Consider the following 16,991-nt stretch of genomic DNA (forward strand, 5'->3'; position numbering starts at 1 on the left):
GCCTTTTACAGGTATGCGCTTTTTAAGCCGCAAGAAGATACAGTATCTTCCTGCGGCTTTTTTATGTTTAGGTGGTGATAATTATGACACTCGGTCTTATCTTAACAAAAATGAATGTGAAAAAGAGAAATAAAACAATAAGCAAATACAAACGTGAACAAAATATCGCAGAAATTATGGAGCAAAACAAATTAAAGCATAATGAGATGATGTTAAGACATTATTATTAATTGGCAAAGATCAAATAATAGGAGGTGATAAAATATGGTACTCAATCTAATCTTTACAAAATTAAATTTAAAGAAACGAGTAAAAACTGCGGAACAATATCAAAAAGAACAAATAAGTGCAGATATTTTTGAACAAACCAAACGTAAGTATGTGGAAGTAGTAATGAGACAGTTGTATTAACAGTAAACAGTCTTTTTAATTGATGAACATAGGGAGGTGATCATATGACACTGAATTTAATTTTTGTTACGATTACAATTAAAAAACGTAAGAAAACAACCGAGGAATATTTACACGAAGAAAATATCTCAAGGATTTTCGAAGAAAATAAATTAAAGCATAGTGAAATTCTATTAAGAAATTATTATTAAAAAAATTAAATGGAAAGGAGAGGTTAAAGATGTTTTGTGTATTTCAAATCAAAAGACTAAATTTCTTATGGGTGGAGAAAGATTCCGCCTAACTACCTTGAGCTAGGGGGAAAATGAATGTTTTTACACATTTTAGTATTAACGGTGATGTTAAAGAAAAGATCAAAAAACAGCTGACAATTTTTCTGTCAGCTGTTTTTTTATTATTTTTGTATGTTAGTTATACATTGCATAATTTATTTCGAGTTTGGTAATCTAACCCAGCCCTACTAATCTCCATCGAGTCCTGAAGTAGCTCGCCATGTTTCCAAATTCTTGCGTCGAAGGATTTAAATTCTGTACGATAGCACTTTTCTTATATAGGTATAAAATACTGAATATTAATATAAGTCAGAAATATCATAGATAACTGATTGCTAAATGGAGTAAAATAGAATTTAATATATGAAAGGAGATGTGACAAATGGACAAGCATATTCAAATTTCAGGCAGTGAACGAGAGATTCTTCCTAATGCACGAAAAGTGGACCAAGCAAATCCTAATGAAAAGATTTCAGTGATGGTTATTATGCGTCGCCATAGTGTTGAGCAGGATACTTTCGCAGAAATGAATGAACGTCAATTCTCCAAAGCACATTATACTCGGCAGTCATTTGCCAATAATTATTTTATTCATCCCGATGATATGAAAATTCTTCAAGATTTTGCTGATGATTATGAGCTTACTATAAAGGAGACCATCTCATTTGCAGGCATGGTTACTCTTACCGGTACAATTGAAAATCTAAACAAGGCTTTTTCTGTAGAAATAGCGGAATATGAACACCCCCATTTCCGATATCGCGGAAGAAATGGATATGTTCACATACCTGAAAGGCTATCTGAAATTGTACAAGCAGTACTTGGATTGGACAACCGCCCGCAATCGAAAGCACACTTTCGGCTATTGCAAAGTGGAAAAATGTTTATGAGAAATAATAGAAAGCCGGCTTCTTTTACACCTATAGAAGTGGCAAGGCTGTATAACTTTCCAGAGAATATAGATTGCAGTAATCAATGCATTGGTATTATTGAGTTAGGCGGGGGATACCGCCCTGAAGATATGGAACAATATTTTTCAAAGCTTGGGGTTCCTGCTCCTGAAATTGTTGATATTGAAATAGATGGTGCAACAAATTCGCCAACTGGTGATCCAAATGGCCCTGATGGGGAGGTTGCATTAGATATTGAAATTGCTGCGGCTGTAGCACCTAATGCTAAAATTGCCGTATATTTTGCGCCAAATTCAGACTCAGGTTTTTTAAAAGCAATTACTACCGCCATCCATGATAATGTAAATAAACCATCGGTTATTTCTATAAGCTGGGGTGCTCCTGAAAGCAACTGGACGAAACAAGCGATGAAAGCTATGAATAAAGCATTTAAAGATGCAGCATCACTCGGAATTACAGTTTGTTGTGCATCTGGTGATAATGGCTCCTCCGATGGGGTAGAGGATGGTTCTGTCCATGTTGATTTCCCAGCGTCTAGCCCATTTGTAATGGGATGCGGCGGAACTCAATTGGAAGGTACAAATGGATCTATTACTCGTGAAATCGTATGGAATGAAGTAAATAATGGGGCTACAGGCGGCGGAATTAGTTCCTTTTTCAAGACTCCCGAATGGCAAAAAAATATTGACTTTCCTAATGGAAGTATCCAGGATGGAAGAGGTGTTCCTGATGTTGCAGGTAATGCGGATCCATTAACAGGATATCAAATCTTAGTTGGCGGACAGGAATATATATTTGGGGGTACTAGTGCAGTGGCACCATTATATGCTGGTTTAGTTGCAATCCTAAATCAGCAGCTAGGCAGATCCATTGGCTTTATAAATCCCATTTTGTATCAGTTCTCTTCAGAGGATAATAGCTTTCGAGATATTACAGACGGTAACAATGATACGGTTGGAAATGGATCTTACGCAGCAGGAGTTGGTTGGGATGCATGTACTGGCCTAGGGAGTATAGATGGAAAGAAACTATTGAGTGCTCTTACAACTTATTATTCTACTAATATGATATTAAATTAGACAGAAGGGAAATCCCTTCTGTTTTTTCATGTGGTTGTTATTCCATTAAAATGTCCGCTATCATAATTGGAATTTTATATTCTTGAAAAATAAAAATTATTTAAAATAGTCCATGTATGAAGTGAAAAAGTATGTTATGATTGCACTTGGAAATATTTCGATACACTAAACAATTAATCGGGGGAACTTAAGGAGAGAAGTCATCATGTTGTATTGGAAGCGTAATTTATGGATACTTTGGATTGGCGCGTTTTTTACCTCAGCAAGCTACTCAATGGTAATTCCTTTTTTGCCATTATTTCTACTTCAAATTGGAGTAAATCAACATACGGAAATGTGGTCAGGTATATTATTTAGTGCTGCTTTCTTTGCAGGTGCTATTGCATCACCGTATTGGGGAATGTTGTCTGACCGATATGGTCGAAAGCCAATGATTATAAGGGCGGGAATAGCATTATTTGTAATCTATACACTTACAGCCTTTGTAACGAATCCCTACGAATTACTTATTTTAAGAATATTGCAAGGTCTTTTATCAGGATACATTCCCGGAGCAATAGCATTGATTGGAACCAATACTCCAAATGACAGGGTTGGATATGCGCTTGCTATGATTTCAACCGCTACTGCCTCTGGAGGTGTTGTCGGTCCATTATTAGGCGGAGGTATTGCGGAATTAGCAGGTAATCGTTTTGCTTTCGCAAGTGCTGGAATTCTTGTCTTTCTATCTACATTATTAGTGATTTTTTGGGTTAAAGAGAAAAATTTCACACCAAGCAAATCAAAAGGCTCTGTTTTCATGGATATAAAGGAGGCGGCAGCCAATCGTACTTTTATGATTGTAATGGTATTGACAGTGATAACATCGTGTTCTTTAATGACTATTGAACCAGTACTTCCATTATATATTGTGAAACTTGGCGGAGCGACGAAAAATGCGTCCTTTATAGCGGGAATCGTATTTTCCTTGCCAGGTATTGCTAGTGTCATTTTTGGTCCATTTTGGGGGAAATTTGCCGATAAAGTAGGCTTCCGCAAGGTTTTGATGATTGGCCTTCTTGGTGGAGGAATAGGTACATTCGCTCAGATGATATTTGGTCATATTTGGGGATTTTCCATTGTCCGTTTTATGTTTGGAATTTTCTTTTGTGCTGTATTTCCTGCAATCAATGGGCTTGTTGTCCGTTCAACTCGGGAAGATTTCAGAGGACGTGCATTTGGGTTAAATCAAACTGCTAACCAAATTGGTGGCATGATTGGTCCAATGATTGGTGGATTTATAGGGGGAATCTTTCCAATTCAAACCGTATTTCTTGTAACAGGCATACTTCTAATCGCAGCTATGAGCATGGCATATCTAACAAAAGAAAAACAAATAAAAAAAATGTCCACCATATAAGGTGTCAGGCACTTCTTATGGACATTTTGGGATTTTGTCCGCTTCACACGGACAGTTTTAAGTGCAGATTTGTTGAAAGCGCAAGAGTGAAAGGAAAAGGGGTAATTTTCCATATAAATTTATCTTCCGGACAGACACAAATAACCTTCGTTTAACATAAGCATTACTATAGGCAAAAGCCTAACGGAGGTGAAAAAATGTCCGGTATCTTAACTGCTATAGGTTATTTATTTAAAGAACTTGTTTTTTTGGTTTCTTATGTAAAGAATAATGCTTTTCCACAGCCGCTTTCAGCCGGTGAGGAACGGAAATTTTTACGAAAAATGGCGGAAGGCGATGAAGAAGCCCGGAACATTTTAATCGAGCATAATTTACGATTAGTGGCCCATATAGTAAAAAAATTCGAAAATACCGGCGAGGATGTTGAAGATCTAATCTCGATTGGGACGATAGGATTAATTAAAGCCATTGAAAGTTATTCGGAAGGAAAAGGCACGAAGCTGGCCACATATGCTGCGAGATGTATAGAGAACGAAATTCTGATGCATCTGCGTGCTTTAAAGAAAACAAAAAAAGATATTTCATTACATGATCCTATTGGCCAAGATAAAGAAGGAAATGAAATATCGTTAATAGATGTATTAAAATCCGATGCCGAAGATGTTTTTGACACTATACAGCTAAGCATGGAATTAGAAAAAGTAAAAGAATATATCCGGGTCCTGGATGACCGTGAAAAAGAAGTAATCATCGGAAGGTTTGGTTTAGATCTTCAAAAAGAGAAAACGCAAAGAGAAATCGCCAAAGAGCTGGGTATTTCCAGAAGCTATGTGTCACGAATTGAAAAGCGTGCATTAATGAAGATGTTTCATGAATTTTATCGTGCAGAAAAAGAAAAGCTGAAAAGAAACCAACAAGAATAAAAATTCGGGCCTATGTCTGTCCGAATTTTTTTATGGTATTGGAAATATTAAAATTTTACCATTTGGATAATTTTTTAAACAAGTGTCTACGTCTAGCTCCAGCGCCTATCGGCTAGCGGATTTCTCCGTCTCCTCCCTACGATAACACATCAGTTCGTGAACTACCTCACTGTGTTCCCTTTATCTCGAGCCTGTAACTCCGAAATCCGTACGCCGATGTGCAAGGCGCTTGCGCATTTGTATATTTATTTCGGATTTATTGGTGTTTTAAATATTAGAAAAATTAATGAAACTAGTATATAATTAGTCCGTACCAAACCAAGAAGGGGGATTATCATGACAACTAGTACATATTCGTTAACATGGGATTTGGATGTTTTTTTTCAAGGCGGCAGTAATTCAACTGAATTTCAAACCTTTTTAGGGGAGTTGAAAGAAACGTTAAAGAGCTTCGATCAACAAGTAAGTACTTGGAGTGTTGAAAACATATTAGATGACACTTCCAGTTTTGTATCTATCCTTGAAAGTTTGCAAAATAGTACTCAAAAGCTTGGACAAGCTGGTGCTTTTGTAAGCTGTCTTCAAGCGCAAAACACGGAGGATGCAAAAGCAAATGAATTAAGAGGTGCGGTTGCTACTTTAAGAGCACAATTGAATACAATTTTGACGAACTTTGATGATAAGTTAACCAATATTAAGGATGAGGATTGGAACAATCTTTTAAAGGCGGATGGAATAAACGAATTAGAATTTGTTTTAAATGAGCGCCGCCAAAAAGCGAAAGAGAAGCTTTCCAAGGATCAAGAGGCGCTTTTAAATGCATTAAGTGTTGATGGATATCATGGCTGGGGAGAAATGTATGATTCTTTAGTAAGCAAGGTAAAGATCCCCTTTGAAGAAAACGGAGAGATAAAGAAACTGTCTGTCGGACAGGCCCATAACAAATTTTCAGACCCAGATCGTGAAATTAGAAAAGATGTTTTCCGTAAATGGGAGGAAGCATGGGATGATAAGGCAGATTTATTTGCTGCTACTTTAAACCATTTAGCAGGATTCCGCTTAACCATTTACGAACAAAGAGGTTGGGATAAAGTTTTAAAAGAACCATTAAGCTACAATAGAATGAAAAAAGAAACCCTTGATATGATGTGGCAGGTAATTAGCGATTACAAACAACCGTTTGTGGAGTATTTAAATCGCAAGGCAGAAATGTTAGGAGTTGAAAAATTAAGCTGGTATGATTTGGATGCACCAGTAGGGGATGTAAACAGCCTTTTTAGTTTTGATGAGGGCGCTGAATTTATCATTAACCATTTCGGAGAATTTGGAGAAAATCTTGCTAACTTTACCAAAAAGGCATTTGAGGATAGCTGGATTGAAGCAGAGGACCGTGCAGGAAAACGTCCTGGAGGTTTTTGTACAGGATTTCCATTAAGCAGTCAATCAAGAATATTTATGACCTATTCAGGTACTCCGTCCAATGTTTCAACACTTGCACATGAATTAGGGCATGCTTTCCATTCCTATGCATTAAGGGATGTTCACCCTTTAAAACGGGGATATGCCATGAATGTTGCAGAAACAGCCTCTACCTTCGCGGAAATGATTGTAGCTGACGCGTCAGTAAAAAATGCTAAAGACGATAAAGAAAGATTAACTTTACTTGAGGATAAGGTTCAAAGGTCCGTAGCTCTTCTAATGAACATTCATGCACGTTTCTTATTTGAAACAAGATTTTATGAAGAACGCAAAAATGGATTAGTTAGTAAAAATCGATTAAATGAGCTCATGATGGAAGCACAAAAAGAAGCCTATGGCAACGGACTTGAGGAATACCATCCTTTATTCTGGGCTTCAAAATTGCACTTCTTTATTACAGGAGTTCCTTTTTATAACTTCCCATATACCTTCGGATATTTATTTTCACTAGGTATTTATGCTCAAGCTCTGAAAGAAGGCAAGGGTTATGAGGAAAAATATATGGCCCTTTTAAGAGATACTGGTTCTATGAATGTGGAAGAATTAGCATTAAAACATTTGAATGTTGATCTTACACAAAGAGATTTCTGGGAAGCTGGAGTAAAGCTTTGTGTAAAAGATGTAGAAGAATTTTTGGAAATGACAAAATAAAAACATATGCGAAAGCACCGCAGCTCTAGCGGATGGATTTCGGAGTCGCAGAATGTAAAAAATCCGGCAGATGCCGGATTTTTTTTTATATCTTTTTGAGTTTAAACGAAGAAATCATTAAGATGGACAAAATGATAATAATAAATAAATATGAATGCGGTGGGAGATACGGAATGCCTAAATAACTTAAAGTGAGTAAACAACCTGCTGCAGTAATTGGCATACCCGTAAAATATCCGTTACTTTCTGTAATGTTAAAACGTGCAAGGCGGTAAGCTCCACATCCAATGTACAAAATGGTAAAAAATAATCCCGGAAATCCAAACAAATTTAATATTCCTTGGTATAATAATAAAGCTGGAGCGACACCAAATGATATAATATCACTCATAGAATCAAGCTGTTTCCCAAGATCCGATTCGATATTTAGCTTTCTTGCAATTAAACCATCAAATCGGTCCGCGAGGGCGGCCAGAAAAATTAACAATAAACTTAAGCTTAGCTGTCCACGGACTGCTATCAAAATGGCAAATCCTCCTAAACTTAAATTCGTTAAAGTCATTAAATTAGCCGTTTGTGCTCTAAGTTTTTTAACAGTTTGATCAAAAACGCCAGACCAAAACAAATAAGATCACCTCCTGTAAGAAGGATTTAAATTCACATATTTATCTATATTATATTATTATATGCCTAAATGACATTAAAGTTAAGAAGAATTTTTTTGAATATGGAGGTTTTACATTGAAGACCTGGTTTTACCGATTGTTGATCGAATTAACAAATCATAAATTCACATCCCAATTATTGAAAAATTTTGCGGAGTCCAAATGGAGTAAAGTATTAATACCATCTTATGCAAAAATTTATCATATTAATCAAACTGAAATGCAACATGATATTCATTCATATGATAATCTTCATGAATTTTTTACAAGAAAGTTAAAGCCGGGTGCACGTCAGTTTATAAATGATCGTAATATCATTACGAGCCCAGTTGACGGTGTATTAGAAGATAGTGGAATTATTGAAGCTGATAAGAGGATTACTGTAAAAGGGAAACAGTATTCAATAAAAGAAATGATTGGGGATGACGACCGAATAAAAAAATATATTGGAGGGAAATTCCTTATCTTATATTTAAGCCCGAGCCATTATCATCGAATACATAGCCCTATTGATGGAGAGGTCATTACACAATATGCTTTAGGAACAAAGTCTTATCCTGTAAATCGGTATGGTTTAAAATACGGGAAATCCCCTTTATCTAAAAACTATCGGGTAATAACTGAATTAAAAACAGGGAGCAGTCATTTATTATTTGTCAAAGTTGGTGCAATGTTCATTAATTCCATTGAATGCATTGCAAAACATCATAATTGGCGTAAAGGAGAAGAAGTTGCTTATTTTTCATTTGGCTCCACCGTTGTTCTTTTGTTCGAAAAGGATTCCTTCGAGATTCACGAATATATACAGGTGCCATTTGATATTAAAGTTGGCGAACCATTAGGGCAAATTAATCATTAGAAAAGAAATATCCCTGCTAAAACCGCAGGGATATAATATCAAGATGAAATTTTAATTTTATGTGTTAATGAACGACGGTGAATTTCTAACTCAATGAGGCGTATAAAATCCTGGCTTAAATGTAATTCCTTAGCTTTAAAGTAGGATTCAATTAGTAATTCATTTGATAATTTTCTCATAAGCCATCACCTCCACTTTGACGTTCTAAAAAAAGATTTACTGAATATAATGTAGGTTGTCATGTTGTAATTTAACTCTATCAAACAATAAGTGATAGAACAAGCGTTCCAACTATCCACAAAGAACCGTGGATAACCTGTTATTAACTTGTTTATAATTGGAAGAAGAGTGTATAAATCAATGTGTAAAATGTGTATAAAATTATCCACAAGTGTAGGGAAAAGGTGGATTTTGTCGAATTTTCTTTAGAAAATTCTTTTACTTCCACTCATCTTTTTATTTTTCCTTCTGTACAATGGGCACACAAATAGTTTTTCTTCTTTGATTATGAAAAAATAATTGATATGATTAAACGGTAAAAATAGAATGGAGTGTACATGATTTTGCTATTAAATAATTTTTTGCCTAACGAACATGTTAAGGATGTTTTTCAAATAGACCCGCAAAGCTTGAAGGCTAGAGGGGTGAAAGCTATCATTACAGATTTGGATAATACATTAGTAGAGTGGGATCGTCCGAATGCAACACCAAATTTAATAAAATGGTTTGCCAATATGAAAGAACATAATATCCTTGTTACCATCGTTTCTAATAATCAAGAAAAAAGGGTAAAAGCATTTGCTGACCCACTTGGTATCCCGTTTATTTACGAAGCAAGAAAACCGCTCGTTAAGGCATTTAACAAAGCAGTAGCAATGATGGGAGTTAAAAAAGAAGAAACAGTAGTGATTGGTGACCAATTGCTAACAGATGTGCTTGGCGGGAATAGGAGTGGCTTTTATACCATTTTAGTTGTTCCTGTTGCGCAATCGGACGGATTCGCGACCCGTTTCAATCGGATGATTGAACGAAGAATTATGGCTTGGTTTAAGAGAAAAGGATTATTACAATGGGAGGATAAAATGTGAATAGATCAGAAATAACATGCATCGGCTGCGGGGTTACGATTCAAACCGATGACCCAAAACAAATAGGATACGCTCCACCTTCCTCGTTGGGGAAGGAATCTGTTATTTGTCAGCGTTGCTTTCGACTTAAGCATTATAATGAAGTGCAAGATGTTTCATTAACTGATGATGACTTTTTGAAAATATTAAATGGGTTATCAGAAGTCGATGGACTAATTGTAAAAATAGTAGACATTTTTGACTTTAATGGCAGCTGGCTGCCGGGATTACACCGCTTTGTAGGGAAAAATCCTATATTACTGATTGGTAATAAAGAAGATTTACTTCCTAAATCAGTGAAAAGATCAAAGCTTATTCAGTGGATGAAGCATGAGGCAAAACAATTAGGGTTACAGCCAATCGATGTCTTATTAGTAAGTGCTACAAAAGGAAGCTCCATTGACGAAGCAATTGATGCAATCGACCATTATCGAAATGGTAAGGATGTTTATGTTGTCGGATGTACGAATGTAGGTAAGTCTACATTTATTAATCGGATCATCAAAAATGTAGCTGGGGAAGATGATGTTATCACTACTTCCCATTTTCCAGGGACAACCCTTGATATGATTGAAATTCCTTTAGATGATGGAAGTGCCTTAGTAGACACTCCTGGAATCATCAATCATCATCAAATGGCCCATTTCGTTGATAAAAAGGATTTAAAACTCATAACACCGAAAAAAGAAATAAAGCCAATGGTTTTTCAGCTTAATGAGGGCCAAACGTTATTTTTCGGAGGCTTAGCTCGCCTTGATTATATGAGTGGCGGAAGACGCTCCCTTATTTGCCATGTTTCAAATGAGCTGAAGATTCATCGAACGAAGATGGAAAATGCTGAATCACTATATAAAAAACATGTCGGAGAGCTTCTCCAACCGCCAAGGAAAAATGATTTGGAAGAATTTCCACCTTTAGTTCGTCATGAATTTTCTCTAAAACAGGGAAAAACAGATATTGTCTTTTCAGGACTTGGCTGGGTAACCATTAATGATCCTGGAGCTGTTGTCGCAGCGTATGTTCCAAAAGGGGTTAGTGTGTTAACTCGTCCATCTTTAATATAAGGCATATAGTTTTTGTCTAGCTAAAGCGCCTATCGGCTAGTGGATTTCTCCGTCTCCCTATGATAAGTCAACATCAGCTCGGTTTTCTTTATCTCAGTCGAAGACTACGAAATCCATACGCCGCTGGGCAAGGCGCTTGCGCATTTCTATTTTAGGGGGAATTTTTATGAAAAGGCTATTTGGAGTTATCGGAGATCCAATTTCACATTCCATGTCCCCGATGATGCATAATGATGCATTTAAAAATCTAAAAATAGACGGATATTATCAACCATTTAGAATTACTCCTGAGGATCTGGCGACTGCTATAAAGGGAATGAAAGTGATAGGGATTGAGGGATTTAATGTTACGATTCCCCATAAAACATCCATTCTACCATTGGTGGATCGATTAGACCCGCTTGCAAAGGCAATTGGAGCTGTTAATACAGTGGTTCGTGACGGAAACGACTATGTGGGCTATAATTCAGATGGATTAGGTTTTATTTGTTCCTTGCAGGAAAGATGGAAAAAGGATTTTAAAAATGAGAAAACGCTTATTATTGGTGCTGGTGGAGCTGCAAAGGCAATTTATTATTCTCTTGCTTCCGTTGGCGTGAAGAAAATAGATATAAGTAATCGCACAACAGCAAGAGCTCAAGGACTAGTGGATCATTGTCCTTTCAAATGTGAAACAAATATTTTGGACTTTCCCCAAGCTAGACAAAATTTAGGCGCATATACTTTAGTGATTCAAACGACATCGATTGGAATGAGTCCTAATATTAATGAAATTCCTTTCAGTTTAGAAAATATGCTGCCAAACACACATGCAGTAGATATAATTTATAACCCATTAGAAACAAAATTTTTAACAGAGGCAAGGCAAAAAGGTGCCACGACTCAAAATGGAATAGGAATGTTTGTTCATCAAGGTGCAATTGCTTTTGAAAAATGGACAGGTATTAAACCTGATATTATTCGTATGGAAAACATCGTTATGCAACATTTAGGAGGTTAAGGTATATGTTAACTGGAAAACAAAAACGTTTTTTACGTTCACAAGCTCATCATTTAAATCCTATTTTCCAAGTTGGAAAAGGAGGAGTAAATGAAAATATGATAAAACAAATAAGCGATGCACTTGAAGCACGTGAGCTTTTTAAAGTCAGTGTTCTGCAAAACTGTGATGTGGACAGGGATACAGTGGCAGAACAACTTGCTAAAGGAGCGAAAGCGGAAGTTGTGCAAATAATTGGAAATACTATTGTTCTATACAAGGAATCAAAAGAAAATAAACAAATTCAGCTTCCATAGAGGCTCTTTTCGTAAAATTTGTTACTTTTAAAGACGCAAGTCTTGTAAACATCGTTAATAAGGTTATGAATGAATGGCCCTTATAAGCAAAGATGCCACGAAACTAAGTCCGTATTAGGATTTATAGCCTTTTACGAAAAGCAACCCTATACGAAAACATTCTCCATAGAAGGTGGAAAATATGAAGAGACGAGTTGGCATTTTAGGAGGGACCTTTGACCCTCCGCATCTCGGTCATTTAATTATTGCGAATGAAGTTTTGCAGGCGCTTCAACTTGATGAAATTCGATTTATGCCAAATCAGGAGCCGCCGCACAAACAAAAGGACAAATGGATTTCGAATGATGATCGTATTAATATGCTAACATTATCGATTGCAGACCATCCGTGTTTTGCGATTGAAAAAATTGAATTGGAAAGAAAAGGTCGATCTTATACATATGATACCGTTTTGTTGCTGCGTGAAAGAGAGCCGGAAATTGAATTTTATTTTATTATTGGTGCTGATATGATTGAATACCTGCCAAAATGGTATAAAATTGATCAATTACTCAAACTGATTCAATTCGTTGGTGTAAATCGCCCCAATCATTCGCAAAAAACGGAGTACCCTATCCTGCATGTTACTATTCCGGATATAAATATTTCTTCCACTTTGATAAGGACAAGAATATCTGAAAATAAATCCGTAAAATATTTAATTTCGGATAATGTTTGGAATTATATTAAGGAGCATCAATTATATGGATCGAACTAAGGCATTAAGTATTGTAAAAGAACAGATTACAGAAAAACGCTATATTCATACTATAGGTGTTATGGAAACAGCCATCCAGTTAGCGAAGGAATATGGTGCTGATCAAAAGAAAGCGGAAACGTCCGCTATTTTTCATGACTATGCAAAGTTTCGTCCGCTTGATGAAATGAAAAGGATCATTGTAGAACAAAAATTTGATGCGCGGCTTTTACAATTTAATCCTGAGCTATGGCATGCCCCTGTTGGCGCATATTTAGTTGAAAAAGAAGTCGGAATAAAAGATGCAGAAATACTAAATGCAATACATTATCATACTTCTGGCAGAATTGGCATGACATTATTAGACAAAATAATATATCTTGCCGATTATATTGAGCCCGGCCGTAATTTTCCGGGTGTAGAGGAAGCTAGGGAATTAGCTCATGTAAATCTGAACAAGGCATTAATTTATTCTGTTCGGAATACAATTCAATATTTATTAAATCGAAATCAGACTGTGTATCCAGATACGGTTGACTTTTACAATGATCTTGTAATGAAAGGCGAGGATGTTGGGTAATGAGAAATCAGGAGTTATTAAATCTAACGGTTAAAGCAGCGGATGATAAAAGAGCGGAGGACATTGTTGTCCTAGATATGAATGGAATTTCCCTTATTGCGGATTATTTTTTAATTTGCCATGGAAATTCTGATAAACAGGTACAAGCAATTGCGAGAGAAATAAAAGAAAAAGCGGAAGAATTGGGTTATCTTGTTAGAAAAATGGAAGGATTTGATGAAGGGAAATGGGTATTAATCGATTTAGGAGATGTTATTGCCCATGTTTTTCATCGAGATGAAAGAACCTATTATAATCTAGAAAGACTGTGGGGAGATGCTCCGACAGTTAATGTTTATAGTGAGTGATGAATGTGGCATATGAGGGATTTGCTTACGTTTATGATTATCTGATGCAGGATGTACCGTATGATGAATGGGTGAATTTTTTAAAAACAAAACTTCAACAAAATCCTGCTCCCGGGAATCAAATACTTGAAATAGCCTGTGGTACAGGGGAATTGTCAGTAAGGCTTGCTAAAACAGGATTTAAGCTAACAGGTGTTGATTTATCAGAAGATATGCTTACCGTTGCAAATCAAAAGGCGGTGCAGAATCAGGTAAATATTTCTTTGTTCCAGCAAAATATGTGCGAGCTTGATGGTCTTGGCAGTTTTGATATTGCAACTATTTTCTGCGATTCTTTAAACTATTTACACAGCCCTGAAGAAGTTCAAGAAACATTTCGCAGAGTGTATTCCCATTTAAAAAAAGATGGACTATTTATGTTTGATGTTCATTCCATTCATAAAATAGAAAATATATTCATTAACCAAACCTTTGCAGATAATGATGATAATGTCTCATTTATATGGAACTGTTTTGAAGGAGAATATCCGTATTCTGTTGAACACGAGCTCACTTTTTTTCTATATGATGAGGAAACAGAAAAATATAGCCGTATTGATGAATTGCATGTACAACGTACATTTACGGAAAACGATTATTCGCAGTGGTTAAAATCAGCAGGCTTTCAAATATTGGATATAAATGCTGATTTTCAACATAACAGTCCGGATAATGCTTCAGAAAGAATCTTTTTTACATGTAAAAAATAGTGGGGGCTGATATCAGCCCCCATTCATTTTATTTAAAAATTTTCATATGTTTTGAAGGGAATTTGGAAAAAATGTAGAATAATTTGTAATAGCTAAACCCCAAATTGTTTTTTTACAGCTTCAACATCCTCGTTAAACTTCTCATGAGTAGCGATAAAAATGTTTTCGAAAACATCACCAAGCTCGTTTTCCAAGACTTTTATTCCTTCTCCCGTAATACCACCTTTTACACAAACCTTTTCCTGTAATGTAGGAAGAGTATAGAATCCTTTTTTCAATAAGTCACCTAACCCTACGAGCATTTCTCCCGCTAAAATAGTTGCAGTAGATGTATCAATATTTGTCTTTTTTACCGCTGCATCGATGAATGCCTGTGTTAAATAACTAAAAAAAGCAGGGCCGCAGCTAACGATATCTGAGGAAACACGTGTAATATTCTGATCTATTTCAAGGGGAATAGAAATATATGCTAGTAATTCTTTAATGGTTCTTTTCCAGTATTCGTCACAAGTCGGTGAAAACGTTAATAAGGAAACCCCTGCTAGTGCCCTATTTGTTATGCTTGGGATAGCTCTTGCACATGAACACTGAGTGACGGATGAGAGTTGTTCAACAGAAACGGAACTTGTAATGGAAACTAAACATTTATCTTTCGAAAATAAATCTTTGTATTTTGTTAATAACGGATGCATTTCTAATGGTTTTACACACAAGAAGATTAAGTCGCATGTATGAATTATCTCAGGAATATCGTTGCAAATATGGATTAAGGGATATTTGTTCTGCAGTTTTTTAGCTTTTGCTGACGTTCTATTTATAATATAAAGATTGGAAGGAGAAATTGCCTTACTGTCTACGAAGGATTCCACCAAGATAGTCCCCATATTTCCAGTTCCAATGATACCTATTTTCATTTTTTCTCTCCTCCTTTACGAAAGGCTCTTTTCTTATACTTTTTGCTTTTACAAAAAGAAAATCTTATTAACTTTCTCGTTTGGTGTAGAATGGATATTCTTTTTAATAAGTTTAATTTTGGATTTTGAAAATATTGTGAAAACACACCTTGCGAGAAAATTATAGTTGATATTAACCTTTATTTTGTCGTTAGTAATCCTTCATAAAACTCTATGTCATTTTCAATGTGAATATTCATCACAACATTATACTACTCTGTGAAAAGGTGGTTCATATGAAAGAACTATTATTAAAAAAGAAAATCATTATTTTAGGAATTGCTGTCATTGGAATAGCAATAAGCGTTTATTTTTATCAACAAAAATCAAATGAAGAGGGGGATACCAATTTTTCATTCTCTCCAATTGATGAAGTGAAAAAGGATGAAAATAATCAACAGGAAAAGGCTGCAAATGGAAAAATGTTTATTGATGTGAAAGGAGCTGTATTGCATCCGGGAGTTTATGATGCAGAGGAAGATGACAGGGTCTTAGATATAATTCAAAAGGCTGGAGGATTTCTGAAGAAGGCAGATCAAAGGAAAGTAAATTTGGCAGAGAAGGTTCATGATGAAATGGTAATATATGTACCGAAGAAAGGTGAATCCCCTGACCCTGATATAAATATTACGACAATGTCTCCAAATCAAGATAATGGCAAAGTCAATTTAAATACCGCAAGCTTAGAGCAATTACAAACCTTAACGGGTATTGGGCCATCAAAAGCAGCAGCAATTGTAGAGTATCGAGAAAAGAATGGAGGTTTTAAAAAAGTGGAGGAGCTTACAAATGTGACTGGGATTGGAGATAAAACATTTGAGAAATTAAAGGATTCTATTACAGTACAATAATGTTACACTAATAGAGACAAGCTTTGATTACGGAAAGGAAGAAAAGTAAATGGAGAGAATTTCATGGAATCAGTACTTTATGGCGCAGAGCTTTTTATTGTCTTCACGCAGTACGTGTACACGGTTAACAGTTGGCGCTACGATTGTTCGTGATAAAAGAATTATTGCAGGTGGATATAATGGTTCCATTGCAGGCGGAGAGCATTGCATTGATGAAGGTTGCTACGTCATTGATCATCATTGTGTTCGAACAATTCATGCAGAGATGAACGCGATTCTTCAATGTGCGAAATTTGGGGTCCCGACAAATGGTGCTGAAATATATGTTACTCATTTCCCATGCTTACAATGCTGTAAAGCAGTCATTCAGGCTGGTATTAAGGCGGTTTATTATGCGGAGGATTACAAAAATCATCCATATGCAATTGAACTCTTCCAAAAGGCGGGAGTACACGTAGAGCAAGTCCCATTTGATCAAAATTCATTAGATCTAGCTGCCAACGAAAAAGCGGATTTTGTACATTCTATATTAAAATTGCTAGAGGAAAATGGAGTGGAGGGAAGGGAACTGGCTTCTCTGCAAAATCAAGCGGAAAAATTGTTTAAATAAATTGCAGGTGGGGCTAAGTGTCTCCACCT

At 35.9% G+C, this 16,991-nt stretch carries 21 protein-coding genes; 18 read left to right on the forward strand and 3 right to left on the reverse strand.

Annotated elements, in window-relative coordinates; translation table 11 throughout:
• Positions 1-83: 83 nt before the first annotated feature.
• The 7 genes from NSQ59_RS09890 to NSQ59_RS09920 all read left to right on the forward strand — a co-directional run bounded on the left by NSQ59_RS09890 (position 84) and on the right by NSQ59_RS09920 (position 7,125).
• Entirely contained in the window at positions 84-230 is a 147-nt protein-coding gene (locus tag NSQ59_RS09890) for a YrzI family small protein (RefSeq protein ID WP_126648672.1), read from the forward strand.
• A gap of 34 nt (positions 231-264) precedes the next feature.
• Positions 265-411, forward strand: coding sequence for a hypothetical protein (locus NSQ59_RS09895; RefSeq protein ID WP_161809222.1), 147 nt, complete (start codon positions 265-267; stop codon positions 409-411).
• A gap of 44 nt (positions 412-455) precedes the next feature.
• The gene (locus tag NSQ59_RS09900) at positions 456-602 is read left to right on the forward strand and encodes a YrzI family small protein (protein WP_083489259.1); all 147 of its coding nucleotides are present in this window, start codon (positions 456-458) and stop codon (positions 600-602) included.
• 463 nt (positions 603-1,065) lie between these two features.
• Positions 1,066-2,673 (forward strand): S53 family peptidase, encoded by a 1,608-nt coding sequence (locus NSQ59_RS09905; RefSeq protein ID WP_055739200.1) that lies wholly within the window; start codon positions 1,066-1,068, stop codon positions 2,671-2,673.
• 205 nt (positions 2,674-2,878) lie between these two features.
• The gene (locus NSQ59_RS09910) at positions 2,879-4,072 is read left to right on the forward strand and encodes an MFS transporter (RefSeq protein ID WP_126647695.1); all 1,194 of its coding nucleotides are present in this window, start codon (positions 2,879-2,881) and stop codon (positions 4,070-4,072) included.
• Positions 4,073-4,269: 197 nt separating this feature from the next.
• Entirely contained in the window at positions 4,270-4,995 is a 726-nt protein-coding gene (gene sigK / locus NSQ59_RS09915; RefSeq protein ID WP_055739202.1) for an RNA polymerase sporulation sigma factor SigK, read from the forward strand.
• A gap of 336 nt (positions 4,996-5,331) precedes the next feature.
• Positions 5,332-7,125, forward strand: a complete 1,794-nt coding sequence (locus NSQ59_RS09920) for a M3 family oligoendopeptidase (RefSeq protein WP_126647696.1) — start codon at positions 5,332-5,334, stop codon at positions 7,123-7,125.
• A gap of 85 nt (positions 7,126-7,210) precedes the next feature.
• On the opposite strand, the gene pssA is transcribed toward NSQ59_RS09920, so the two are convergent.
• Positions 7,211-7,750, reverse strand: coding sequence for a CDP-diacylglycerol--serine O-phosphatidyltransferase (gene pssA / locus NSQ59_RS09925; RefSeq protein ID WP_055739204.1), 540 nt, complete (start codon positions 7,748-7,750; stop codon positions 7,211-7,213).
• A gap of 116 nt (positions 7,751-7,866) precedes the next feature.
• Here pssA and NSQ59_RS09930 point away from each other — a divergent pair, with 116 nt between their 5' ends.
• The gene (locus NSQ59_RS09930; protein ID WP_340830976.1) at positions 7,867-8,649 is read left to right on the forward strand and encodes a phosphatidylserine decarboxylase; all 783 of its coding nucleotides are present in this window, start codon (positions 7,867-7,869) and stop codon (positions 8,647-8,649) included.
• Between the two features lie 38 nt (positions 8,650-8,687).
• Here the strand turns inward: NSQ59_RS09930 and NSQ59_RS09935 are convergent, their stop codons facing one another.
• Positions 8,688-8,828 (reverse strand): sporulation histidine kinase inhibitor Sda, encoded by a 141-nt coding sequence (locus NSQ59_RS09935; RefSeq protein WP_055739206.1) that lies wholly within the window; start codon positions 8,826-8,828, stop codon positions 8,688-8,690.
• A 384-nt stretch (positions 8,829-9,212) separates the two neighbouring features.
• On the opposite strand from NSQ59_RS09935, the gene NSQ59_RS09940 reads away from it, so the two are divergent.
• From NSQ59_RS09940 to NSQ59_RS09975, 8 genes are all read left to right on the forward strand, one after another.
• Entirely contained in the window at positions 9,213-9,737 is a 525-nt protein-coding gene (locus tag NSQ59_RS09940; protein WP_183101947.1) for a YqeG family HAD IIIA-type phosphatase, read from the forward strand.
• Positions 9,734-10,840: a ribosome biogenesis GTPase YqeH gene (gene yqeH / locus NSQ59_RS09945; RefSeq protein WP_340830981.1), complete on the forward strand. Its 1,107-nt coding sequence runs from the start codon at positions 9,734-9,736 to the stop codon at positions 10,838-10,840. The genes NSQ59_RS09940 and yqeH overlap by 4 nt, the downstream gene beginning before the upstream one ends.
• A 166-nt stretch (positions 10,841-11,006) precedes the next feature.
• Positions 11,007-11,840, forward strand: coding sequence for a shikimate dehydrogenase (gene aroE, locus NSQ59_RS09950; protein WP_340830983.1), 834 nt, complete (start codon positions 11,007-11,009; stop codon positions 11,838-11,840).
• Between the two features lie 5 nt (positions 11,841-11,845).
• A complete protein-coding gene (yhbY, locus tag NSQ59_RS09955; protein WP_055739210.1) occupies positions 11,846-12,136 on the forward strand; it encodes a ribosome assembly RNA-binding protein YhbY in 291 nt (96 codons plus the stop codon).
• 181 nt (positions 12,137-12,317) lie between these two features.
• Positions 12,318-12,893 carry a nicotinate-nucleotide adenylyltransferase gene (locus NSQ59_RS09960; RefSeq protein WP_126647699.1) on the forward strand — a complete coding sequence of 192 codons (576 nt, stop codon included), beginning with the start codon at positions 12,318-12,320 and terminating at the stop codon, positions 12,891-12,893.
• Entirely contained in the window at positions 12,880-13,452 is a 573-nt protein-coding gene (yqeK, locus tag NSQ59_RS09965; protein ID WP_055739212.1) for a bis(5'-nucleosyl)-tetraphosphatase (symmetrical) YqeK, read from the forward strand. Before NSQ59_RS09960 ends, yqeK begins: the two co-directional genes overlap by 14 nt.
• Complete coding sequence (rsfS, locus tag NSQ59_RS09970; RefSeq protein WP_055739213.1) at positions 13,452-13,799, forward strand: ribosome silencing factor; 348 nt, start codon at positions 13,452-13,454, stop codon at positions 13,797-13,799. Before yqeK ends, rsfS begins: the two co-directional genes overlap by 1 nt.
• Before the next feature lie 5 nt (positions 13,800-13,804).
• On the forward strand, positions 13,805-14,548 hold the full coding sequence (locus NSQ59_RS09975; RefSeq protein WP_340830986.1) for a class I SAM-dependent DNA methyltransferase: 744 nt from the start codon (positions 13,805-13,807) through the stop codon (positions 14,546-14,548).
• A gap of 92 nt (positions 14,549-14,640) precedes the next feature.
• Here NSQ59_RS09975 and comER read toward each other — a convergent pair whose 3' ends face one another.
• Positions 14,641-15,462 (reverse strand): late competence protein ComER, encoded by an 822-nt coding sequence (gene comER / locus NSQ59_RS09980; RefSeq protein ID WP_055739214.1) that lies wholly within the window; start codon positions 15,460-15,462, stop codon positions 14,641-14,643.
• 275 nt (positions 15,463-15,737) lie between these two features.
• On the opposite strand from comER, the gene NSQ59_RS09985 reads away from it, so the two are divergent.
• The gene (locus tag NSQ59_RS09985) at positions 15,738-16,352 is read left to right on the forward strand and encodes a helix-hairpin-helix domain-containing protein (protein ID WP_055739215.1); all 615 of its coding nucleotides are present in this window, start codon (positions 15,738-15,740) and stop codon (positions 16,350-16,352) included.
• A 49-nt stretch (positions 16,353-16,401) separates the two neighbouring features.
• On the forward strand, positions 16,402-16,962 hold the full coding sequence (locus NSQ59_RS09990) for a ComE operon protein 2 (RefSeq protein WP_055739216.1): 561 nt from the start codon (positions 16,402-16,404) through the stop codon (positions 16,960-16,962).
• Positions 16,963-16,991 lie beyond the last annotated feature (29 nt).

Origin of the sequence: Margalitia sp. FSL K6-0131 (assembly GCF_038008735.1) — a bacterium.
GTDB lineage: Bacteria > Bacillota > Bacilli > Bacillales > Bacillaceae_C > Margalitia > Margalitia shackletonii.